The 22,942-nt window shown below is 50.9% G+C and carries 22 protein-coding genes; 10 read left to right on the top strand and 12 right to left on the bottom strand.

Features of this window, described 5'->3' with window-relative positions; translation table 11 throughout:
* Positions 1-10 precede the first annotated feature (10 nt).
* The 6 genes from pcnB to dksA form a co-directional block, all read right to left on the bottom strand.
* Complete coding sequence (pcnB, locus tag DWB84_RS09625; protein WP_187409541.1) at positions 11-1,372, bottom strand: polynucleotide adenylyltransferase PcnB; 1,362 nt, start codon at positions 1,370-1,372, stop codon at positions 11-13.
* A 756-nt stretch (positions 1,373-2,128) separates the two neighbouring features.
* Entirely contained in the window at positions 2,129-3,529 is a 1,401-nt protein-coding gene (locus tag DWB84_RS09630; RefSeq protein WP_187409542.1) for a sigma-54 dependent transcriptional regulator, read from the bottom strand.
* A gap of 17 nt (positions 3,530-3,546) precedes the next feature.
* Positions 3,547-6,534, bottom strand: coding sequence for an ATP-binding protein (locus DWB84_RS09635; protein WP_187409543.1), 2,988 nt, complete (start codon positions 6,532-6,534; stop codon positions 3,547-3,549).
* Positions 6,524-6,700 carry a hypothetical protein gene (locus DWB84_RS09640; protein WP_187409544.1) on the bottom strand — a complete coding sequence of 59 codons (177 nt, stop codon included), beginning with the start codon at positions 6,698-6,700 and terminating at the stop codon, positions 6,524-6,526. Before DWB84_RS09640 ends, DWB84_RS09635 begins: the two co-directional genes overlap by 11 nt.
* 76 nt (positions 6,701-6,776) lie before the next feature.
* On the bottom strand, positions 6,777-7,670 hold the full coding sequence (gluQRS, locus tag DWB84_RS09645; RefSeq protein ID WP_370589696.1) for a tRNA glutamyl-Q(34) synthetase GluQRS: 894 nt from the start codon (positions 7,668-7,670) through the stop codon (positions 6,777-6,779).
* A 65-nt stretch (positions 7,671-7,735) separates the two neighbouring features.
* Positions 7,736-8,167: an RNA polymerase-binding protein DksA gene (dksA, locus tag DWB84_RS09650; protein ID WP_187409545.1), complete on the bottom strand. Its 432-nt coding sequence runs from the start codon at positions 8,165-8,167 to the stop codon at positions 7,736-7,738.
* 261 nt (positions 8,168-8,428) lie between these two features.
* Between dksA and sfsA the strand changes: the two genes are divergently transcribed.
* The gene (gene sfsA / locus DWB84_RS09655; RefSeq protein WP_187409546.1) at positions 8,429-9,139 is read left to right on the top strand and encodes a DNA/RNA nuclease SfsA; all 711 of its coding nucleotides are present in this window, start codon (positions 8,429-8,431) and stop codon (positions 9,137-9,139) included.
* A 3-nt stretch (positions 9,140-9,142) separates the two neighbouring features.
* Here the strand turns inward: sfsA and DWB84_RS09660 are convergent, their stop codons facing one another.
* Both DWB84_RS09660 and DWB84_RS09665 read right to left on the bottom strand, forming a co-directional pair.
* Positions 9,143-9,454: a Rieske 2Fe-2S domain-containing protein gene (locus DWB84_RS09660; protein WP_187409607.1), complete on the bottom strand. Its 312-nt coding sequence runs from the start codon at positions 9,452-9,454 to the stop codon at positions 9,143-9,145.
* A complete protein-coding gene (locus tag DWB84_RS09665; RefSeq protein WP_187409547.1) occupies positions 9,454-9,756 on the bottom strand; it encodes a TfoX/Sxy family protein in 303 nt (100 codons plus the stop codon). The genes DWB84_RS09660 and DWB84_RS09665 overlap by 1 nt, the downstream gene beginning before the upstream one ends.
* Positions 9,757-10,015: 259 nt before the next feature.
* Here DWB84_RS09665 and DWB84_RS09670 point away from each other — a divergent pair, with 259 nt between their 5' ends.
* Complete coding sequence (locus DWB84_RS09670; protein WP_187409548.1) at positions 10,016-10,708, top strand: M15 family metallopeptidase; 693 nt, start codon at positions 10,016-10,018, stop codon at positions 10,706-10,708.
* Positions 10,689-11,330: an HAD family phosphatase gene (locus DWB84_RS09675; RefSeq protein ID WP_187409549.1), complete on the top strand. Its 642-nt coding sequence runs from the start codon at positions 10,689-10,691 to the stop codon at positions 11,328-11,330. Before DWB84_RS09670 ends, DWB84_RS09675 begins: the two co-directional genes overlap by 20 nt.
* Here DWB84_RS09675 and DWB84_RS09680 read toward each other — a convergent pair.
* Complete coding sequence (locus DWB84_RS09680) at positions 11,318-11,599, bottom strand: hypothetical protein (protein WP_255428912.1); 282 nt, start codon at positions 11,597-11,599, stop codon at positions 11,318-11,320. The genes DWB84_RS09675 and DWB84_RS09680 overlap by 13 nt on opposite strands.
* 489 nt (positions 11,600-12,088) lie before the next feature.
* Between DWB84_RS09680 and DWB84_RS09685 the strand changes: the two genes are divergently transcribed.
* Positions 12,089-12,865 (top strand): hypothetical protein, encoded by a 777-nt coding sequence (locus DWB84_RS09685; RefSeq protein ID WP_187409550.1) that lies wholly within the window; start codon positions 12,089-12,091, stop codon positions 12,863-12,865.
* Positions 12,866-12,900: 35 nt separating this feature from the next.
* Here the strand turns inward: DWB84_RS09685 and ppa are convergent, their stop codons facing one another.
* Positions 12,901-13,434, bottom strand: a complete 534-nt coding sequence (ppa, locus tag DWB84_RS09690) for an inorganic diphosphatase (protein WP_187409551.1) — start codon at positions 13,432-13,434, stop codon at positions 12,901-12,903.
* Between the two features lie 161 nt (positions 13,435-13,595).
* On the opposite strand from ppa, the gene mpl reads away from it, so the two are divergent.
* A complete protein-coding gene (gene mpl, locus DWB84_RS09695) occupies positions 13,596-14,951 on the top strand; it encodes a UDP-N-acetylmuramate:L-alanyl-gamma-D-glutamyl-meso-diaminopimelate ligase (protein ID WP_187409552.1) in 1,356 nt (451 codons plus the stop codon).
* A complete protein-coding gene (locus tag DWB84_RS09700) occupies positions 14,944-15,549 on the top strand; it encodes a flavin prenyltransferase UbiX (protein ID WP_187409553.1) in 606 nt (201 codons plus the stop codon). The genes mpl and DWB84_RS09700 overlap by 8 nt, the downstream gene beginning before the upstream one ends.
* Before the next feature lie 5 nt (positions 15,550-15,554).
* Here the strand turns inward: DWB84_RS09700 and DWB84_RS09705 are convergent, their stop codons facing one another.
* Positions 15,555-16,448, bottom strand: coding sequence for an FHA domain-containing protein (locus DWB84_RS09705; RefSeq protein WP_187409554.1), 894 nt, complete (start codon positions 16,446-16,448; stop codon positions 15,555-15,557).
* Positions 16,449-16,698: 250 nt separating this feature from the next.
* On the opposite strand from DWB84_RS09705, the gene DWB84_RS09710 reads away from it, so the two are divergent.
* The gene (locus tag DWB84_RS09710) at positions 16,699-17,010 is read left to right on the top strand and encodes a SelT/SelW/SelH family protein (RefSeq protein WP_187409555.1); all 312 of its coding nucleotides are present in this window, start codon (positions 16,699-16,701) and stop codon (positions 17,008-17,010) included.
* A 23-nt stretch (positions 17,011-17,033) separates the two neighbouring features.
* Positions 17,034-19,589, top strand: coding sequence for an RND family transporter (locus DWB84_RS09715; RefSeq protein ID WP_187409556.1), 2,556 nt, complete (start codon positions 17,034-17,036; stop codon positions 19,587-19,589).
* Here DWB84_RS09715 and ilvY read toward each other — a convergent pair.
* Positions 19,586-20,458 (bottom strand): HTH-type transcriptional activator IlvY, encoded by an 873-nt coding sequence (gene ilvY / locus DWB84_RS09720; protein ID WP_187409557.1) that lies wholly within the window; start codon positions 20,456-20,458, stop codon positions 19,586-19,588. The two genes, DWB84_RS09715 and ilvY, sit on opposite strands and share 4 nt — an antisense overlap.
* A 110-nt stretch (positions 20,459-20,568) precedes the next feature.
* On the opposite strand from ilvY, the gene ilvC reads away from it, so the two are divergent.
* The gene (gene ilvC, locus DWB84_RS09725) at positions 20,569-21,585 is read left to right on the top strand and encodes a ketol-acid reductoisomerase (protein ID WP_187409558.1); all 1,017 of its coding nucleotides are present in this window, start codon (positions 20,569-20,571) and stop codon (positions 21,583-21,585) included.
* Positions 21,586-21,761: 176 nt separating this feature from the next.
* Positions 21,762-22,631: a CDP-diacylglycerol--serine O-phosphatidyltransferase gene (gene pssA / locus DWB84_RS09730; RefSeq protein WP_187409559.1), complete on the top strand. Its 870-nt coding sequence runs from the start codon at positions 21,762-21,764 to the stop codon at positions 22,629-22,631.
* Positions 22,632-22,942: the final 311 nt, after the last annotated feature.

The following is a 22,942-nucleotide window of genomic DNA, read 5'->3' on the forward strand; positions in this document are numbered from 1 at the left end:
GAAGCGGCCATCAAGTGGAAGCGGGGGGTGGAGGGTTGGAGTTTGAGCGCCGCCGCGATTTGCGCCGCCGCTGCTGGGGTTTGCCCAGCTGTTGCACCATGGCTTCCCGTTGCTCCTCCGACGCATCCTGGAACTGAGTCCACCACAGACCGAGGCCATCAAGATGCTCACCAGATTGTTCGCGCAACAGAAGAAAATCGTAGGCCGCACGGAAACGTGGGTGCTCAAGTAACAAAAAGGCTTTGCGACCTTCTCGGCGCGGCAGGCGCAGTTGCAGCGCCCAGATCTCTCTCATGGGAATCAAAAAGCGTTTGGGAATGGCAGTACAAGTAAGTTGTTGCGAAATGACCCCATGCTCGGCGTGGCGCACCGCGTCCGCCACGGACATTTTGTCGTCGTGGACCAGCTTGCGAATGGCAGCCTGCAGTGGCAGCCATAAGAAGGCGGCATAGATAAACGCCGGTGTTACTTTTTTGTTCTGGCGAATGCGCTTATCCGTATTCAATGCAGCCTGATTGATGAACTGTAACTGCTTCTCATCGCCCAACTGTAAACACTGCTCGGTTCCCGGAAACAACGCCCCAAACAGGCCGTATTCGCGCAGGAGTTGCAGCGTGCTGGTAGCGGACCCGCTCATCATCAGCTTCAAAACTTCCTCGAACAGGCGTGCAGAGGAAACATGGCTCATCAGCGGCGCAAGGCGTTTGATTGGCTCCGCGGTATTTTCTGTTAAGGCAAAACCGAGTTTCGCGCTGAAGCGGACAGCACGGAGCATGCGCACCGGGTCTTCCTTATAGCGCGCCTCGGGGTCGCCAATCATTTGCAGCACGCGCCGCTTCAGATCTTTAAGTCCATTGGTGTAGTCGAACAAATTGCCGGTGCTCGGATCGTAATAGAGCGCATTGATGGAAAAGTCCCGCCGCGCCGCATCGGATTCTATGTCGCCGTAGACATTGTCACGCAGCAACATCCCGGTCTGGGACTGGGCGGCGTCTTTAGGGTCCAGGGATTGATCGTGGTGGGCGCGAAACGTGGTTACTTCGATAATTTCGCGGCCAAACCGGACGTGCACAATGCGAAACCGCCGACCGATGATCATGGAGTTGCGAAACAGGTTTTTCGTTTCCTCCGGGGTGGCGTTGGTTGCAACGTCAAAGTCTTTGGGTTGGCCACCGAGCAGAAGATCGCGTACGCCGCCGCCCACCAAGAACGCGGAAAACCCAGCCTCCTGCAGCTTTTCGATAACCTTGATCGCATTTGGGCTGAATTGCGAGCGCCTCAAGCCGTGTTCACTGGCGGGAATAATTTTAGGGGTCGGCATTTTGGAGAGAGTTTTTGTAGGGTTAAAAAGCTTGAGTAGGCGGTTGAGCATGTGTGAGTTAGACGTGTCGTAACGAAAACGCGAGTCTAACCCACGTGGAATGTGCAAACCATACGCTTTATGCAATGAGTGGTGGGGGAGCGGATCGGAGTTTGGCTGAATGCAGCGCAGGGGTAGACATGTTTGGCTGGACGGCCGGTAGAGATGAAGATTATTAGTAGTGTCCAAATCAAAACGGGAAGGCTTTTGGCCTTCCCGTCTATAATCAGTTTTATATGGTTATTATGTCTGCACGCTCGATAAGCGTGACATCCATGTTTCTTTTGGCGCGAGCCCTTCCTCTCAAGTCAATCTATTTTTCATCTTATTATTAGTTGTTGTTTTTATTATAAAAATTTTTTCTTGTTATTATTTATTGTTCTTATTTGTTATCGAGTTGTTTCTTATTATTCTTTATTGTTGTTATGTTGCCGAAATAAGAGCAGGATGCATGCCAGAAAAAATTTTCATCGATAAAACAACAGGTTATGTTTTTATAACAATTTGGAATCAGTCTTAAGTATGGACGAAGCGTTACCAATCCTCTCGTTTCGTGTTACCCATGTTTCCCATTCTGGTAACATAAATGCGACTTGCGTCGCAAAAAACAGGGGGTTTTTTTGGTTGTAATGGGGAACTGTTTTTAAAAGCACTGTTTATATCATGCTTTTGAATGAGAATTGGTTTGCGAGTTAATACGAAAAGAGGGGTGAGGTTAGGGGGTGTAAAGGCCATTCCTTTGGCCATAAGACAAGTAATAAATTGATGTCAGGATTTGCTGGAGACGTTCTGGCCAGATTTGTTACGCGGAATTCCCAAGCGTTGTCGACGTTCCCACAAGCACTTACGGCTTACGCCCAATTTGCGGGCCAATTCTGTTTCACTCATGGAATCCTGGTGTTCGAGCACAAAACGCTGGAAGTAATCTTCCAGTGACAGATCTTCATTGGGATCAGACGTTGTGCGTTTTTGCCGGTTTTCCCCTTGCGGAACACCCTCATCATCGTCGACTTTGATGAGATCCAGGTCGATGGAGAGGAGGTTGTGAGAGATTTCCCGCTCGTCTTCACACAGGATTACCGCGCGCTGGATAGCGTTTTCCAACTCGCGGATGTTACCGGGCCAGGTGTAAGTCGTAATGGCTTGAATGGCCTCCGGCGACAATACCAGCTGAGGTTTCTTCAGTTCTTCGCAGTAACGGCGAACAAAGGTTTCTGCCAGAGTGAGGATGTCCTTGCCGCGCTCGCGCAGAGGAGGGAGTTTCAGTTGGACAACGTTGATGCGGAAGTACAAGTCCTCGCGGAATTTACCTTCTCGCGAGAGTTTGCCGAGATCGCGGTGAGTTGCTGCTACCAGACGAACATCGACCTTGCGGGATTCGACTGAGCCTATGGGCCGCACTTCCCCTTCCTGCAGCACTCGCAATAGGCGGGCTTGCGCTTCCAGTGGTAATTCGCCGATTTCATCGAGAAACAGGGTTCCGCCATCGGCCGCTGCCACCAGGCCTTCGCGATTGCTGGCAGCGCCTGTGAATGCGCCTTTTTCGTGGCCGAACAGTTCGGCTTCGATCAGGGTCTCTGGAATTGCAGCGCAGTTTACGGAGATCAGAGGTTTGTCGGCGCGGGGACTTTCATGGTGAAGGGCTCGGGCGACCAGTTCCTTACCAGTACCCGTTTCACCATTAACCAGCACAGTAGCATTGGTTGGAGCCACTTTGCGGATCTTGGCGTAAAGCTCCTTCATTTGTGGTGAAGAGCCGATCATCCCGGCAACCGCTTCGTTACTCACGCCTTCAATGTTTTTGACTGGCGACGCCTTCTCGCTGCGACTCAACACCCGTTTCACCGCCGCCAGCATCTCGTCGTTGTCGTAAGGTTTGGCTATGTAATCCACAGCCCCCATACGCATTGAGTCTACGGCGGAGCGCAGGCTGGCGTAGCTGGTCATGATTAAAACGGGAACGTCGCCGGCGGCCTGAATGAGATCGGTGCCGGGTGCGCCGGGGAGGCGAAGATCAGAGATGATGAGGTCAAAGGAGTCCAAATTGTATTTGCTGGTGGCTTCTTTAACAGAAGCGGCCTCTTTTACATCGTACTTGTTTCGCGTCAGGTGTTTGCGCAGGGACGTACGAATGATGACTTCATCTTCAACGATGAGGATCTTACTCATAGCGGTTGTTACTTCGTTTATAAATCTCCCCTAGTGTTACTCTTCGAATCAACGGTTGCAAGTTTTAACGGTAACAGAATGATGAACCGTGTTCCGTTTCTGTGCTCTGGGCCGACGGGCGATTCAATTTCGATTCGGCCCATATGGTCTTCAATGATGGTGTACACCATAGCGAGGCCCAGGCCGGTACCTTCACCGGGATCTTTGGTGGTAAAAAACGGCTCAAAAATCCTGCTGGCGACCTCGGGCGGAATGCCGGTCCCTTCATCGGTAACGGTAATCCTCACTTCCTCTCCCTGAATGCTGCCTTCCACTACAACCCGGCCGCCCTCGGGGCTGGCGTCGCGGGCGTTGGAGAGCAGGTTGACGAATACCTGGATCAACCGCTGACTGTCGGCCTCAATCACTATGTCATCCGGGAGTTCGTTATAGAACTCGACCTGATTGCGCTCCTTCTGCAAGGAAAGCAGGTTGATCGCTTCCTGCACGCACTCTCTTGGATGGACACGGTGGAATTCATTGTCCACACGCTGACCGGCATGGGAGAAGCTGACCAGCGACTGCACTATGCGAGTCACACGCTCGGTCAGAGACAGGATCTGGTTGCCCGTTTCCAAGATTTCCGGGTCGTCTGTGTCGTATTCCAGATTCTGCGCCAGACAGGCAATACCCGTAATGGGGTTGCCGATTTCGTGCGCCACGCCTGCCGCCAGCCTTCCGACAGAGGCCAGCCGTTCACTGTGAATCAGCTCCTGTTCCAACATTTGCAGTTCGGTGACGTCTTCTAACAGGATTACTTGGCCATCGACACGGTGAGCCAGTGAGGAGGGGATCGACGCTTTGTGCAGCGTAATCCAGTGGGGGCGATTGTTGAGTAGGATCTGCCTTTTATAGAAATGCGGCTCCCGCGAGCGGGCGAACTTGGTCAATAGGCGTCCCCAGGGTTCCATTACGTCTTCCAGGTGTGAGCCTGTCACCTGATCGCTGGGGATTCCGGTAAGCTTCGCCATGGCGCTGTTCCACATCAAAATTTCCATATCTGCGCCAATGGAGCAGGTTGCCAGGGGCAGTTCTTCCAAAGTGCGGCGGTGGTAGAGCCGCAGATTGTTCAGTTCAGCGGCAAGACCGGTCAACTGGTTGCGCACTTGCCCCAGACGGCTTTCGATCAGGTTGATATCGGTCGCGCCGGGCGATTCGGGGACTTTGTAAGGCACCAGCCGATCCATGATTTCGCTCGCCATGGAGATCCCGATCAGACTGGAAAGGTTGGCCTCGATCTCATCGCGCAAACGGCGCAGCGCATAAGGCCTGCTTTCGTTCAGATTCATGCCCAGGCGCTGAAGGGCACGCTGCACCTCGGTTTGCGCTGTGGACCGGCCGATGCGGGTGCTGAGGCGTTCGATGATCTCAGTGGGGGAGCGGATATCCAGAGCGAGTCGGACCGGGTGACTCAACTCATCTTCCGAGCACAGCTCAGCGCTGTAACGCTCGTCATCCGACTGCCGGCTAAGATAAGACACCACCAGAAACACCAGGGTATTCAGGCCGAGGCTCCATAGAGTGATTTGATCCCATTGATTGATACCTATGGGAATGGGGATGTCCCAGAACGGCAAAGTGGCGCTGGTCCAGCCTTGCATCATGGGTAACATCAGGCCGAAAAACCAAATGTTGCTTCCTACCATTAGACCCGCAATAAAGCCGCGCCGGCTGCCGCGCGGCCAATGCGCAACGGCCATAACACCCGGTAGAAGCTGCAATGTGGCAATAAAGGCTACCAGGGCCAATTCCGTGAGTTTGAAGCGGTTGTTGAGCGCGACGTAGAAGAGATAGCCACTCAGCATAACGACGCCGATTAGTGCGCGGCGCATCCAGATTAATTGGCCGTATACATCGCGTTTAGCGCGCAGATGGATGATGGGCAGCAACCAATGGTTCATGATCATGGTCGCCAGGGCCAGTGCAATGGCAATCATGGCGCCAGTGGCAGCGGAAAGCCCGCCGACAAACGCAATAATCGCAAAGGTGCTGCTCTCGGCCGCCATAGGAACTGTAAGCGGGAAGTACTGAACCGGCGTATCCAACCCCAGCGCTACGCCGCCCCACAGGATTGGGAATATAGGTAACGCCATAACCAGCAGAAACAGGGGAAACGCCCAGCTGACGGTTTTTTCCGTGTGTTTAACCGGGTTTTCCACCACGGTCATATGGAAAATGTGGGGCATGGAAACTGCGGTGGCGATAAAAACCAGAAGCAGTGCGTGGATGGAGGAGTCGTCGACCGGCGTGCGCAGCGCTTCCAGTTGATCCGGGTGTTGCACCAGCCACTGATCCAGGCCGCCCATCCCGCCGAAAATGTGAAAGATCACGAAACCGCCGATCGCCACTAGGCCAAAAACCTTAACCAGCGACTCGAAGGCCATCACTGTGACCAACCCTTTATGGTGTTCCCTGTTAGAGCCAAAAACAGTGGCAAACAGTGCGATCACCACACAATAAATCAGTGCCAGCGTTTGACGAATACCGAATTCGGACAGAGCTGGACTTAGGGCTTCATGATTGCCGCGGGTGAACAGATGCATGGTATCGGCGACAGCCTGAATCTGCAGGGCCAGCAAGGGCGCCATGGCCATTAGCATGACAAGGGTGACCATGCCTCCCACTGAGTGGCTGTGGTAGCGGAATACCAGCAAGTCCGCCATAGAGTTGACCTGGAAGCGCCGCGCCAGCTCGATCAGAGGTTTTAAGGCGTAGGACGAACATAAAAAGAGCGCCCCTGTGCCCAAGTAATAAGCCAGAGCCCCGTAACCAAATTCGTGCGCGAGGTCGATTACCCCGTAAAACGCCCAGGCGCTGGCAAAGATCCCGAGGGAAAAAATGTAGGTGACCGGATGGCTGACGATTTTGTCGGACACCCAACCGCGCTCAGTGGTGTAAGCAATGGCGAACAGCACGCCCAGATAGGCGAGGCTGACGAGAGCAACTTCGATAAAGCTAAGAGTCATTGCGGTGATCGCGTCTTTGCAACAGATAGGCGCCGATGATCACGGCGATCCAGATCAGAAAAGGTTTGTACCAGCCGCTACTCGCGTCAGTGATCCAATCGAACAGGGCTGGAAAAAAAATGTAGGCGATCAATAACAGGAGTATCAGAGGACTTTGCCGGTTCATGAGGCCGCGCTGCATTAGAAAGTGGCGCGATGGTACTGAAATCCGGGGGGAATGCGCAACGAATGATGATTACAAATCAGTCAATGGAGGCATTTTGCGCAAAGGACATAGTCTCTGCAGCTTCGTTCAAAATATCCTCTATGGAACCTTCCGCTGGTTGAACTCCCAGAGCCAACAGGGCATTGCACAAATTTTGGAGAGGGGTTGCATCGTTTACGGCTGGCGCATGGTTTTGTTTGCTTAATTTATTGCCATTGCTGTCTTTGATCACCGGAATATGGGCATAGGTCGGCGGTGTGTGTCCGAGGATGTGGTAGAGGAAAATTTGTCGCGCCGTTGTATCCAGTAAATCATCGCCGCGCACAATGTCGGTGATATTTTGATCAATATCATCTACGACAACGGCCAATTGATAGGCGAACAAACCGTCTTTTCGGTGGATCACAAAATCGCCACTGGCCTCTGCGAGGTTTTCTCTCTGGAGGCCGCAAATGCGATCGTAAAATTCGATTTGGTTGTCCAGATGGCGAAACGCTGCTGGCAAATCAGTCACTTTCAAGCGCAGAGCGCAAGGCTCATTTTGGGATGGCGGATTGCGCCGGCAATATCCGCCATAACAACCGCGCAGAGGCGCTAAACGCGCGCGCGTACAATTGCAGGGATAAGTCAGATCAAGAGTTGCGAGTTTATTAAGACACTCCCAATAGGCTTCGGAGCGTGTACTTTGATAGCGCACTTCGCCATCCCAAAATAGCCCGTGAGATTCCAGAGTTCGTTTGATGGCATCGGCGGCGCCTGGGGGTTCGCGCGGCGGATCTATATCTTCGATGCGCAAAAGCCATTTGCCATTATGCTGTTTGGCATCGAGATAACTGGCCAATGCGCAGACCAAAGAGCCGAAATGCAATGGGCCCGTAGGAGAAGGGGCAAACCGGCCGACATAAGGGCGTATGACGGTTTGATTTTTCACTGCAGAATCGAAAAAGAATGTGAGTGGACTGAACGAAAAAGGGAGCCGGTGGGCTCCCTTTTTTATTAACCCATGACCTGTTTTTCTTTGATTTCGTCAATGGTTTTGCAGTCGACGCACAAAGTCGCAGTGGGGCGTGCTTCCAGACGGCGAATACCGATTTCCACGCCGCAAGCATCGCAATAACCGTAGTTATCGCTTTCGATCAACTCCAGCGTTTTGTCGATTTTTTTGATCAATTTGCGCTCGCGATCGCGTGTGCGAAGCTCCAGGCTGAATTCCTCTTCCTGGCTGGCGCGGTCTGCAGGATCCGGGAAATTGGCAGCTTCATCTTTGAGGTGGTTCATAGTGCGATCCACTTCTTCCATCAGCTCGCGTTTCCAGGCCAACAGCAACTTTCTGAAGTGCTCCTTCTGTTTGTCGTTCATGTACTCCTCACCCTGGACCAGGGTGTAGGGTTCGATACCGTGCAAAGAAAAATTTGTTGGATCGGGCATTGTTATTGAGCCTCTAAGTCTAATTTTGCTGCGCATCGCAACACCTCTCCGGATCTGGATAAGCATTTTGATGCAAAACTCGTCTGTCACTTCGGTATCGGAGACCGGTCTATAATCCCCGTGGCCGGCCGGCCAAACCGGGAAAGCTATCAGATTCGATCTGAGTGTGCCAGTCTTTTGTACCCCCGTCACAGAAGTGATTTCCCTTTGCGAATGTCTCGCTATACTCCTTGGTTTATCTAGTTTAGATGGAGTCGCTTCGTGTTGTTTCCAAGTCCTTTAGAGCAAGGGCTCCTGATTCGCCGTTACAAACGGTTTTTTGCCGATATCCAACTGGCAAATGGCGAAATTCTGACCGCCCACTGCCCGAATACAGGAAGTATGAAAAATTGCATCGTGGAAGGCGCTCCCGCTTGGTTCTCACGATCAGTTGATCCAAAACGCAAACTCAGTGCCACTTGGGAAATTGCGACTACGCCAACTGGACATCTCGCCGGCATCAATACCGGTCGAGCCAATAAATTGGTACACGAAGCCTTATTAAATGGGCTCATTGCAGAATTGGTGGATTACGACTCTCTGCGCGCTGAAGTGATTTATGGTGAAGAACGCAGCCGAATCGACTTTCTTTTGCACAAAAATGGGCAGCCTATTTATTTGGAAGTGAAAAGCGTCACCTTGGCGGAAAATGATGGGATGGGATATTTCCCGGATGCCGTCAGTCAGAGGGGGGCTCGTCATTTGCGCGAACTCGTGCAAATGGTCAAGAACGGGCACAGGGCTGTTCTTCTTTATTGTGTTCAACACACTGGAATCGAAGTGGTGGCACCTGCGGCGCATATAGATGCCGTCTATGCCGAAGCATTTCGAACAGCGGTAGCAGCTGGTGTGGAGGTTTATGCGCTGGGGGCTGATATTTCCCCGCAAGCCATTACTTTGAGTCGAAGGTTGCCAGTCAAATTGGATGGATAAACATCATTTCAAATAAATGATGTCATCGATTCGCGCAAAAGATTGTTTGACTAAAAATTGACCCGTGCACGGACCAAATACGCATTCTCCGGTATCTGGTAAAAAAAGTGCCCCGTGAGTGGCGCAGCGCAGAAACTCACCATCGGCATCCATAAATTGGTCTGGGAACCATTCCAGAGGGATGCCGAGGTGAGGGCAGCGATTTAGATAGACAAAAAGATCTTGTCCTTGGCGAACGACAATGTAGCGTTGATTGCCTATATCGAATCCGCGTGCGCAGCCGTCCGCTACTTCTTCAATGCGGCACAGCTCCATCAAGCGAGCGTATGAGCCACTTCTCCGCGCTCGAGATGTTCAGCTTCTTTTACGAGGCGTGCCTTGAGGTCTTGCGGAAGATCGTTCCAATGAACGTCCATAAGCGCGCCTTGCAGCGCATAAAGCATGACTTTTGAAACGTGAATACCGCGGGATTTGATTTTGCAGTAGGCTCGTACCGGACCCATTTCCGCCAAGTCTTCATAAGTGTTGATACCTATGGCTTGCAGAATATTTACCGAGGCCATGCCAAGGTTTTTGAGTTCGAGCAGTTCGCTATGGGCGAGGTTAACGTTGTTCATTGGTCATCCTTTATTATTATCTTGTGGCGAGGCACTAATGCCTGGGTAGGTTAGCTTGTTATTGATGCTGTCCTGGCGTGCCGCAGAGGGCAGTCAATCCATATATAACTGTAGTGCAAATTTCTGTAAGAGCCAGAAACCATGGACGACAGGTATTCTAACCACGCACTTCTAGAATCCCTTGTTATGTCGGTTTTGGAATTTACTACATTTTTCTTATAGGGAATATCAACAAACTGAGCAAAATTTGAAATCGTTCATGACATTGTTTGAAGTTGAGTATGAGTTAATCGAGTTTCAAGGTTGCAGAGTTCACAAAACGCTGCTGCATGATCTGACCAATTTGGTTGAGTCAGCTGCGTCTGCTGGATTTGAATTGCGACTCGCCAGCGGTTTTCGCTCAATTGAGCGTCAATGTCAGATTTGGAACGCAAAAGTTAGGGGCGAGCGCCCAGTGCTCGACGACCAGGAACAAGTGCTTGATGTTAATAAACTGACTTCCAGTGAACTTGTTTTTGCCATTTTGCGATGGTCCGCTTTGCCTGGCACGTCGCGCCATCATTGGGGAACCGATATAGACGTTTATGACCGCGCTGCACTTCCCCAAGGAGCCTCAGTCCAACTGACGCTGGCGGAGTGTTGCGGACCGTTCGCGCCATTTCATGCATGGTTGGACGCACGTCTTGCTGATCCCTCCGCAACCTTTTTTCGTCCTTATGTGCGCCCAAGCGGAGGTGTTGCTCCAGAGCCTTGGCATTTGAGTTTTGCTCCGGCAGCCGCGAAGTGGCAGAAAATCCTGGAAAAAACGCAGTTGTTGGAGTTGGTGATGTCGCTCGACATAGAACTGAAAGACGTTGTGGCGCGTCATTTCGACGAAATTTACGAGAGATTTATTTGGGTTCCCTGGAACCTTTATCCTGCTAAGTGGCGTAATGATGTTAGTGATTTTTGATTGTGATGGCGTTCTGGTTGATAGCGAACGTTTGTCGGCAGAAGTATTTTCTGCGCAGTTGGCTTTGTTTGGGATTGCAATGACACCTGCCGAGTGCGAAGAAATGTTTCGTGGCCACACGATGGATTATTGTTTTCAGGAATTGGAACGTTTGTATCCAAATGCGCTGCCGGAGGATTTTTTGTCGCTACTTGCGGTTGCCACCGAAAAATATTTCTCCGAGCATCTGCGACCGGTTCCCGGTGTTGAAGCAGTGCTTCAGTGGTTGCAGAAGATCAATGTCCCGTTCTGTGTGGCTAGTAATGGGTCACTGAAAAAAATACGTCACTCATTAAGTGTCGTAGGGTTTGGTGGATATTTTGAAGATCGCTGTTTTTCAGCGGAATCTGTTCCTCAAGGAAAGCCAGCTCCTGATTTATTTCTATCCGCCGCACGCCATATGGGGTTTTCTCCAAATGAAACAATCGTGGTAGAGGATTCTGTAGCGGGTGTTACAGCTGCGAAGCGAGCGGGGATGACCGTGTTTCGATACACGAGCGTGCAGGATGCAAATCTCAATGTGATTTCATTTGATCACATGTCGAAATTGCAATCGCTAATAGAAAATCATCAGCCCACGTGATGAGAGAGATCTTCCTCTTCCAGATCGCCGTTTTCACGCAACCATTCCAGAACAGCTTCTCGACTTTCCAGCATGGATTGATAGGTTTTCAAAACCGTTGAATTAGGCGTTTGCAATTTTTTTATACGCTCAATGCGATCCTGCAAAAAATGGATATCTTCAATGACTTTGGCGGCTATAGCGCTGCTGCTGTCGAGGGAAGATCGGGGCATAAGCCGGTCGATCACGGTAGGAATATGCTTGGTATTGGTAGTTGTATCAACACTCATTTAACAGGTCCCTTTTAGTCTTCGACCGATGCTGTTTCCAGCGCTTCTGTAAGTATGGTAGGAGAAGATTTATTAAGCCAGTATGACGAAAAGCTCTAAGTGTCAAACTGGGTCTGATTCTAAGAGCTGTTGGTTCTCTGAACTTCTTTCCTTCATAAACTTTTACAAAAAATTCGGCATGGATCTCTACGGAAGTTTGATGACAAAAAATAACTTCCTTAGTTTTCAGTGCGTTAGAAAAAAAGTCATTTCGGACTCAGCAGGGTTCTTTATAGACAAGGCGAGGAAAGGTGCTGGCTTTTAATGAAAAAAATATCGAATGGATCTCATTTTTTCTGTGTTTAATGCGCCTAATGTGAGGTGTTTCCCGCCTGGGTGGCAGAAGTGCGGTAAAAGTGTTTTACTTTTTTGATAGCGGTACGCAGGTGTGAGCGTACTTTCATTGATGGACGTGGCTGGTGAGTGGCCTACCCTAGGCTGGTGAGTAGTATGAGCGACGAGCGTTTTGATTTGATCTTTAGCGGCGAATTAGTCCCGGGATTCGAGCTTTCACAAGTGAAAAAGAATCTGCAGGCGCTGTTTCGCCTGGACGACGGAAAGATAAACGCCTTGTTTTGCGGCAAGCCAGTACCGCTGAAGCGAGGGGTGGATTCTGATGCGGCAAACAAGTACCGCGTCGCCATGAAAAAGGCGGGAGCGAGGGTTGATTTGGTGTTGAGCCAGCAGGCCGCTCCTGCCACACCTAAAGCTGCGCCAGCGCCAACTGCATCCAATGATGCATCAGCGCCAGCTGCCGCACCCGCTGGTCGTACAGAAATAAAATCGACGGAAACTTCTGCCAGTGGCGCAAAGTTCACTACCTCGCTCGGTGCTCAGCCACTAACCGCTCAGGCTCCTCGCCCGAATATAGTGGCGCCGAACTTCGAGGTGGCGGCAGTGGGTGCAGATGTGCTGCGGCCTGAAGAGCGACCGTCAGTAGAACCGGTTGTGGTGGACACATCTTATTTGTCGGTTGCGCCGCAAGAAGGCAACTTGGTTAAAGAAGATGAGTTGATGATCTTGCCAGGAATTGCCGTCACTATCCCCGAACTGGATGTTGCTGAAGTGGGTAGTGATCTGTTGCTGCCTTCTGAGCGGGCAAAAGTGGAGCCTGTGCAAGTGGATTTGTCAGGCTTAAGTCTTGCTCAAGTTGGTGAGAGATTAGGGCCGCCCCGACCCGTAGCGCCACCGCCTCCCAATGTGGATCACATTAAGCTGCAGAATTGACGCTAAAACAAAACAGGGCCCGCAGGCCCTGTTTTTTATTGCGCTTTTTTGTAGTTCTCGATGGAGTCGAGAATTTCTTTCTTGGCTTCGTCCGCGTCGCCCCAACCTTCAACTTTCACCCATTTGCCGGGTTCCAAATCCTTGTAGTGCTCAAAGAAGTGAGCGATTTGCTGGATCAGGATTTCCGGAAGATCTTTGTAGGATTTCACGTTGTTGTAGAGCGGAGTGGTTTTGCTGACAGGAACAGCCAACAGCTTGGCATCTTGGCCGGATTCGTCAGACATCTTCAATACGCCGATCGGACGGCACTTAATGACGCTGCCCGCTTGCAGTGAAAAAGGTACCACTACCAGAACGTCAACCGGGTCGCCGTCACCACACAAAGTGTGGGGAATGTAACCGTAGTTGCAGGGGTAGCGCATGGAAGTACCCAAAATACGGTCAACGAACAGAGCTCCGGAATCTTTGTCGATTTCGTATTTGATCGGGTCGCCGCCTTGCGGGATTTCGATAATGACGTTGACTTCTTCGGGAGGATTTTTGCCAGTAGGTACAGACTGTAAGCTCATGAAAAATTCCTGGTCAGACGTGATGAGGAAAGAAACGGGCGGCATTCTATCATAGGAAAAACAGGGAAGGCTCCCGGCAGCGAGGTGCAAGGCTCGGTCAGCTGGGTGATCCCCTTGCATCTCCGTGCTAAGCTGCGGAGCTATTTTTTCGGGGGCACATCATGCACATTCATATTCTCGGCGTATGCGGCACCTTTATGGGAAGCCTGGCGCAGTTGGCCAAAGAGAAGGGCTACGTGGTAACCGGCTGTGACCGCCAAGTCTATCCGCCAATGAGTACGCAGTTGGAACAAGCTGGCATCAGCCTTATTGAGGGGTTCGATCCGGGACAGTTGGATTTGCAGCCCGATCTTTATGTCATCGGCAACGTCGTCTCCCGCGGCAATCCCTTGATGGAAGCCATCCTCAATCGCAATCTTCCTTATGTGTCAGGGCCGCAATGGTTTGCTGAACACATTCTGTGGGATCGCTGGGTTTTGGCGGTATCCGGCACGCACGGCAAAACCACGACCACCAGCATGCTCACCTGGATTCTACATTTTGCAGGCTATGAGCCCGGATATTTGATCGGCGGTGTGCCGCAGAATTTCCCGACTTCCGCTGCTTTAGGCAAGTCATCCTTTTTTGTGGTGGAAGCGGATGAATACGACAGCGCTTTTTTTGATAAACGCTCCAAATTTATTCACTATCGCCCGCGCACTTTGATCATGAACAACCTGGAATATGATCACGCGGACATCTTCCCAAATCTGCAAGCTATTCAGACGCAATTTCATCACTTGGTTCGCACAGTCCCGGGAGAGGGATTGGTTATTTATCCCGAACAGGATCAGGCGCTCACTGAAGTGATTAAAAAAGGCTGCTGGACACCTGTACAGACCTTGGGCGGCGATTGGGCCTATCAATTACTGCAGGAAGACGGCAGAAAATTTGTCGTGCAATTTCAGGGTGAGATAGTAGGCGAGGTCAGTTGGGAATTATCCGGCCTCCACAATATTCACAATGCGACTGCGGCAGTTGCGGCCGCTCGTCATGTGGGGGTGACACCTGACGTCGCTTGCCAAGCGTTGACCCAATTTTCAGGCGTTAAACGCCGTATGGAATTGGTGGGCGAGGTAAACGGTGTCGCCGTGTACGATGATTTCGCTCACCATCCAACCGCCATTCAAACTACCTTGGAAGGCGCACGGGCACAGCATCCTGCCGCAAAAATCACCGCCATTATTGAGCCGCGTTCCAACACCATGAAGCTGGGCGTTCATAGGGACAGCTTGAAACAGGCTTGTCAGGCAGCTGACAGAGTATTTTGGTTCGAGCCGGAAAACAGCGGATGGTCGCTGACCGATGTTCCGGCAAGTGGTGAGACAGAACACCATATTTGCCATTCAACAGCGGAGATTATTACCAAAGTGGTGGATAGCGCAGTGCCTGGCGAACGCCTGGTGGTGATGAGCAACGGTTCCTTCGACGGCATCCATAAAAAATTGCTTGCTGCTTTACAGGCGCGCAATGGCTAAGACGATCACTCTTGCCATTACTGGAGCCTCAGGCGCGCAATACGGTTTGCGTTTGCTGCAAGTGTTGCTGGGCTCGGGTTGCCAGGTTTATTTGCTGATTTCCAAAGCCGCTGAAGTGGTGATTCGCCGGGAAACTATCTATGACCTGCCCGAAGGCTTGGCGGAGCAACAGGCATGGTTTGCCAAAACTTTTCCTTCTGGGCCAGGACAGCTCCGGTTGTTTGATCGAGAAGACTGGTTTTCCCCCGTCGCTTCAGGTTCAGGTGCACCAGATGCCATGGTGATATGCCCCGCCAGCGGTGGAACCTTATCGGCTTTGGCGTGTGGTGCCAGCAATAATCTGATCGAGAGAGCCGGGGATGTGGCTCTTAAAGAGCGGAGAAAATTGATTCTGGTGCCGCGTGAAGCACCTTATTCACAGGTTCATTTGGAAAATATGCTGAAGCTTACGCAGATGGGGGCAGTGATATTGCCGGCCAGCCCGGGTTTTTATCAAAACCCTAAATCCATTGAGGATCTGGTGGATTTTGTTGTGGCCCGCATTATGGACCAGTTGGGTATTTCGCAGTCGCTGCTGCCACCATGGGGCGGTCAATAATTGGGCTATTCAGAAAATAAATAGGCAATTAATCCCAGTACAGCCAAGGTCAGACCTATAGCGACAACTTTGGCAAATAGGGAAAAGCCTTGCTTTTCCTGCGGCTCTTCCTGGCGATTGCCCGGTGACGTAGGTGCTGTTTTCCAGCGTTTTGGAGTAGTGGGTTGCGCCTTGGGTTTGGGTTGTTCAGGAATAGGGATATTCAGTGCCGGGCGAATTAGGGTCTCTCTGCCATCGACGGCTTCTTTGCCGACAGATGTTGTCCGGATTTTGGCCGGCTCACTGGTTTCCTGGCGTCGCCCAGGTCCAAACACGCGAAAGCCGTAAACGTCCAGGCGCAGTAAATCACCTGAATACAATGCCCCTTCGCTGATTCGCTTGTCATTAATGAAAGTGCCGTTGGCCGACTTGAGATCCTTAACTTCGAGGCGATCTTCCCAAACCGTCAGCAATGCATGTTCCCGGGACAGATGAGTGCCGGCGAAGATCATGTCGCAGTGACTCGCGCGGCCGATTTTGATCTGGTTCGATTGAGAGCGTGAGCGGACCGGAAATTCCTGCCCGGAAAGCCAGCTCGAACAAGCCACCAGACACCACTCCGGCTGATTTTCCGGCAACGAGGGATCGATAATCTCCAGTTGTACGCTGCCCAACTGGACCTTGTCGCCGTTTTGCAAAGCCTTTTGCGTAATTCTTATGCCGTTGACATAACTGCCTGCTTCACTGCCTAGATCGTGCAGACCGTAGGAGTCATTCGCAAACACAATACGCGCATGTTGCAGCTCGATCTGCGGATCCTCCAGAACAAGATCATTGTCTTCAGCGCCGCCAATAGTCAGAGACTTGTCGACCATCCAGACAGGTTCGCGGCGTTGATCTGTGAAGAGGATTTTCAGCATGGGCAGTCAGGTCCGGGCAGAGCGTTTGCCTTGGCTTGAGGTGCGGGCGCGGGCTCGTGCGATAAATCGAAGCGCATAATAGGTTTTTGTCCGGTCTTTTCAATCATCGTTCAGATAAAAGGAGGACTGCTTCATTCATTTTAGTGTAGGCATCACAAATTCAGCGTGCTCAAGGTTTTGCACGAGTTTGCTGCCGCGGGCGGAGCAGAGTGGGTAGAATGACGCCCCTTTGATTAAAAAGGCCGGTTCAATGCAAAGCAAATCCACTACGGTTGTTATCCACTACTGCACTCAATGCCAGTGGCAGTTGCGCTCAGTCTGGATGGCTCAAGAACTGCTCGCCAGCTTCAGCGATGAACTTTATCAGGTGATTCTTCAGCCAGGCACCGGAGGAGTCTTCGAGATTCTGGTAAATGGCCAATGCATCTGGGAGCGTAAAAGAGACGGGGGATTTCCCAGCGCAAAAGAGCTTAAATTGAGAGTGCGCGACGCAGCCTTCCCGGAAAAACCGCTCGGCGCTCATATTGAGTCTCGCAGCGGCAATCACTCGCAGGACGATTAGTTTTCGATCTTTAAGGAATTTATATGATTTATCGTTTTATCGAATCGTGGCTCTTTGTTGTCACACGATTTCCCAAGTTGGTATTACTGACGCTCGCAGTTTTGGCCATAGCGGCGGCTTTGGGATTTCCCAGGTTTAAAATAGATGCCTCCGCTGATTCACTGACTTTAGAAAACGATCAAGACCTCAATTACTTTCGCGAGAAAGTCAAAAATTACAGCAGTGGCGATTTCCTCATTGTCACCTTCACGCCCAAAGAAGACCTTTTCAGTGACGCATCTTTAAAGTTACTGCGCGAGCTGCAAGATGACTTGGCTGAAATAGAAGGCGTTTCCAGCATCAACAGCATTTTGAATGTTCCCCTTTTATTCAGCCCCAAGCGGTCACTGCGCGAAATTGCAAAAGAGCCTCGCACTCTAGAAACACCGGGGATAGATCGAAATCTGGCAAAAACAGAATTTCTGGAAAGTCCCATTTATCGCGAGATGATTCTGGGGCCGGACGGCCAGACCACCGCACTGCAACTCAATCTCGCCGTTGATAAGCACTATATAGATCTAGTGCAGAAACGCGATGCTCTAAGGGCAAAGCGCGATCAGGAAGGTTTGTCGGATGCGGAAAAAGACGAGCTCGAAGAAGTCGCCCGCGTATTTCTGGAATATAGAACGGCGAGTGAAGCGCGCGCGCATGATCGGGTAGAAAAGGTTCGCGAAGTGGTCGCGCGCTACAAAGATCGCGCGCAAATTTTCGTCGGCGGCGTCACCATGATTACTGCCGACATGATTACCTTTATTAAAAAGGACTTGGTGATCTTTGGCTCTGCCGCTGCTTTGTTTATAGCGCTGGTGCTCGCCATAATTTTCCGCTCATTGCGCTTTGTCGCCATCCCTATGGTGGTTTGTATTGCGACCATTTGGTTCATGATCGGACTTGTCAGCTGGTTGGATTGGCGACTGACGGTGATTTCCAGCAATTTTGTTGCGCTTCTGCTGATTTTGACCATGTCCATCGCCATTCACTTGGCGGTGCGATATCGCGAATTTGTCGATAAAAATCCCGACTGGACTCAAAAGGACGTGGTCGCAGAAACCATTCGTTTTATGGCTGTTCCATGTCTGTATACAACCTTGACGACTATGGTCGCCTTTATGTCGCTGGTTGTCAGCGGAATTCGCCCGGTCATTGATTTCGGCTGGATGATGACGATTGGTCTGGGTTTCGGTCTGGCGTTGTCGTTTCTGATTCTGCCCGCAGCTTTGATGTTGATGCCGCGCGAAAAAGCTCGATTACATGTGCTCGGCAAAAAAGCCGAGGGCAAACCTCTGACCGCCTATTGCTCCAAATGGATTGAAAAGCACGGCACAGCATTGATTGCCATCAGCTTGCTTCTGCTTGCCCTGGGTGTGGGGGGTGTAACGCGCTTACAGGTTGAAAATCGTTTTATCGATTACTTCCATGAAGACACGGAAATCTATCAAGGTTTGTCAGTTATCGATCAAAAGCTTGGTGGCACTACGTCTCTCGACATCATCATTAATGCAAGAGCAACCAATGCCTTTACATTAGATGATGAGATCGATGCATCTAATTCCGATGAAGAAGATCCTTTTGCTGAAGCGGAAGATCCTTTCGATACGTCGAGTTCTGAAGAGGATGATCCATTTGCGGATTCCGCTGACTCTGACAACAGTAAATCCAGTTATTGGATGACGGTAGCTGGCTTGCAGGAAATCGAGAGAATTCACGACTATTTGGAAACCTTGCCGGAAATAGGCAAGGTTCAGTCTCTTGCCACGCTATATAAAGTAGGAAAAGAAATTAACGGCAGCCTCAATAATTTTGAGTTGGCGGTTATGCAACAAGCTTTGTCCGACGAGGTTCGCCAAGCGTTGGTTGATCCTTATATATATGGAGCGGAAGAAACGCGCATTACCATGCGAGTCAAGGATTCATATCCGGGCTTGAAGCGCGCGGAACTGGTCGAACGACTTCGGCAACATCTTTCGAGTGAATTGCATCTGAATCCAGAGCACTACCAATTCACCGGTCTTCTGGTTCTGTATAACAACATGCTGCAAAGCTTGTTCAACTCGCAGATTGTGACGATCGGCGCGGTGTTTCTGTGCATTATGGGAATGTTCGTTGTGTTATTCCGCTCAGTGCTGGTTTCGATTGTGGCTATCTTGCCCAACGCTCTTGCGGCAATTGTGATTTTGGGCGGAATGGGCTTGGCAGGAATTCCGTTGGATATGATGACCATCACGATCGCTGCGATCACTGTGGGCATCGGAGTGGATGATTGCATCCACTATATCCATCGATTCAAGAAAGAGGTGGCTGTAGATGGCGATTACGTAGCTGCTATGCATCGCTCTCACGCATCCATTGGCAGAGCAATGTTCTACACCTCGGTGATCATTATCTTTGGCTTTTCCATCATGGTGCTGTCGCAATTTATTCCGACGATTTACTTCGGAATACTCACCGGTTTTGCCATGCTAGTCGCTCTGTTGGGGGCGCTCTTCTTGCTGCCCAAACTGATTTTGATGGTAAAACCCTTCAAAGTGGCTGCTGTTTAAGCTTCTTTTATCCTCTCCCAAAAAGCCCGCACGATCGGGCTTTTCAGTCGCCTCGCCAGCACGCACAAGCCCACCTCATAGGGTTTGAGGCGGGGCTGGTGAGGATGCACCTTTACCTTTTCCGCCAAAGGGCTATTGTCCAGCACGATTTTAGGAACCAGTCCTACGCCAAGTCCCAGGCTCACCATGCTGACGATGGCTTCGTGGCCAGCGACCTGAGCGTAAATCTTGGGCGCGATTTTGCCTTTGCGAAACCAGGCATCCAGTCGATCCCGCGCGACACCGCGCTCCGACACTATATAAGGCACTGACTGCCAGTACTCTTTTGAGTCACTTTGATCGGTTGGCCAATCCAGGGGCTGAATAAGCAGGAGAGGGGAGTCGATGATTTTTTTGAAATGAATTTCCTGCGGCATCACATCCTGGCGCGCCGCGATCGCTACATCCTCATGTCCGGCGACCACCCGCTCTATTGCCAGAGCTGGGTCGCCAGTATGGAGCTTGAGTTCAATGGCGGGGTGTGCTTGGCGGAAGTCTTTAAGGATGTCGTAAAGAAATGAATAGCTGGCGGTGACGGAACAATAAAGGCTAAGAGAACCCTGAAGTCGGCTGGAACTCCTCTGCAGGCTGTCGCGAAGCGTTTCCCAATGTTGCAAAGTTTCCCGTGCAAAGTTGGCCAGTTGAGCGCCTTGGGGAGTTAGTGCAACGGAGCGGTTGTTTCGAATAAACAATGACACCCCGAGCTGTTCTTCAAGCTGCTGGATACAACGGCTCAAAGTCGATGGGCTGACATGGCTAAGCTCCGCCGCCCGGTTGAAGTGGAGAGTCTCGGTTAACGTCAGGAAGAGCTTAAGCGGGGTGAAATCCATAGTTTTGTTGCGAAAAATGAAATATGAAGTTCCAAATATATCATTTTACTCAACAATTTCTTGTGTCTAAAATGCGCCCGTCGCTAACTCTATGACCTGAAGAGGAATGTATGCAGATTTATTACGATAAAGATTGTGATCTTTCGATCATCCGCAGTAAAAAAGTCGCGGTAATTGGTTACGGTTCTCAAGGCCATGCTCACGCCAACAACCTGAAAGATTCTGGTGTTGACGTAGTTGTTGGCTTGCGTCCCGGTTCGGCCTCTGCGCAAAAAGCTGAGCGCGCGGGCCTGAAAGTGCTGCCTGTTAAAGAAGCCGTAGCTTTCGCTGACCTGGTCATGATCCTGACTCCCGATGAGTTCCAGTCCAAGTTGTATAAAGAAGAGATCGAGCCTAACTTGAAGCAGGGTGCTACTTTGGCCTTCGCTCACGGCTTCTCCATCCACTACAACCAAATCGTTCCCCGCAGCGACCTCGACGTAGTCATGATCGCGCCCAAAGCTCCTGGCCACACAGTGCGTTCTGAGTTTGTTAAAGGTGGCGGTATTCCGGACCTGGTGGCAATTCACCAAAATGCATCCGGCAAAGCGAAAGAAGTGGCTCTGTCATATGCCAGCGCTATCGGTGGTGGCCGCACTGGTATCATCGAAACCAGTTTCAAAGACGAAACCGAAACTGACTTGTTCGGTGAGCAGGCCGTTCTGTGCGGTGGCTGCGTTGAGCTGGTAAAAGCCGGCTTTGAAACACTGGTAGAAGCAGGTTACGCCCCAGAAATGGCGTATTTTGAGTGTTTGCATGAACTCAAACTGATCGTTGACCTGATGTACGAAGGTGGTATCGCCAACATGAACTACTCCATTTCCAACAATGCGGAGTACGGCGAATACGTTACTGGTCCAGAAGTGATCAATGAGCAATCTCGCCAAGCCATGCGCAATGCTCTGAAGCGTATCCAAAACGGCGAATACGCGAAGATGTTCATTTCTGAAGGCGCGACCAACTACCCTTCAATGACTGCACATCGTCGTAACAACGCTGCGCATCCTATCGAGCAAGTCGGCGCCAAACTTCGCGCCATGATGCCTTGGATCGAAGCCAACAAAATCATCGACAAGACTCGCAATTAATCCCTTCTTGCGCAGCTCCCCTCCCTGGAGCTGCGTTTTCTTCTTCCAATTCCAATCTCTAAGTTTGTTATCCCATAGCCAGCGAAATTGGCCTGTTATACCATGCCCATCATTTGTCTGAGCGCAGTGGTTGACTGCGACTCCCTGTTTTTAACGTCGCACAAAAAGGGCTGTATATGAACAAAACAAGCGGTGATGATCAGCAGGATAACCCGTTACTGAATATCGTGGACGAGCACGAAGAAGAGGTGGTTACATCCACTGGGCAGAAGGAACGGCATAAAGGTGTATACCTCCTGCCTAATCTGTTTACTACGGCCGCCTTGTTTGCAGGCTTTTACGCGATCATTTCGGGGATGAAGGGAAATTTTGAGGCGGCGGGATTGGCTATTATCGTGGCTCAGCTAATGGATGGCTTTGATGGCCGTATCGCGCGCCTAACGAACACCACCAGCGCGTTCGGTGTGCAATACGACAGCTTGTCGGACATGGTTTCGTTCGGTCTGGCGCCCTCCTTGGTCATCTTTAGTTGGGGGCTTGAGCCGCTAGGGAAGTTCGGCTGGGCAGCAGCGTTTCTTTTTGCCGCTTGTGCTGCTCTTCGTCTTGCTCGTTTCAATACTCAGGTTGAAACTGTCGATAAACGCTACTTTGTTGGCTTGGCCAGTCCACCGGCAGCGGCCATTCTTGCGACTACCGTTTGGCTGTGGCACGACGTGGTGCCTCCTTACGAGGTTTCGGTGTTGGTGGGAATCCTTACTGTCGTTATCGGATTGTTGATGGTCTCCAATATCCGCTACACCAGCTTTAAAGGATTTAACCTGCGCGGCAGGGTGCCTTTCGTAGTGATGCTGGCTGCGTTGCTCGTTTTCATCATTGTGGTGATCAACCCGCCCACTGTCTTGTTGGCGATGGCATGCATTTATTGTTTGTCTGGACCTGTAATGTGGTTGCTTGCTTACCGGAAATCAGTTGTAACAACTGGGACGCAGAAACCAGTTGAAGATGTGCAGATTCAGACCGAAAAAAAAGATGAAAAAAATAGTTGACGAAGCATGGGCGCATCCAGATAATGCGCCTCCCTCACGGCGGTGCAGCCAACTGACTCGATAGAAAATAGAGAGTCAGGCAAGCAAAAAAAGCTTGCAAAGCTCGAAAGAAAGAGTAGAATGCGCGCCTCACCAACGGGGTGAACCTAAAGTCCGAAGCGACTTGGGGCTGTTTAAAAATAGGATCAAGCAAAGCGTGTGGGCTCTTGTGGTTGAGTGAATTAAGAGATATTCAAACCCAAGAGACCATCAATTCAGCTTAGTAATAACGCGAATAGGTAGTCAAACGTGGTTTGAGCCAAGTTTAGAGT

Origin of the sequence: Saccharophagus sp. K07 (assembly GCF_014336955.1) — a bacterium.
Lineage (GTDB): Bacteria > Pseudomonadota > Gammaproteobacteria > Pseudomonadales > Cellvibrionaceae > UBA5868.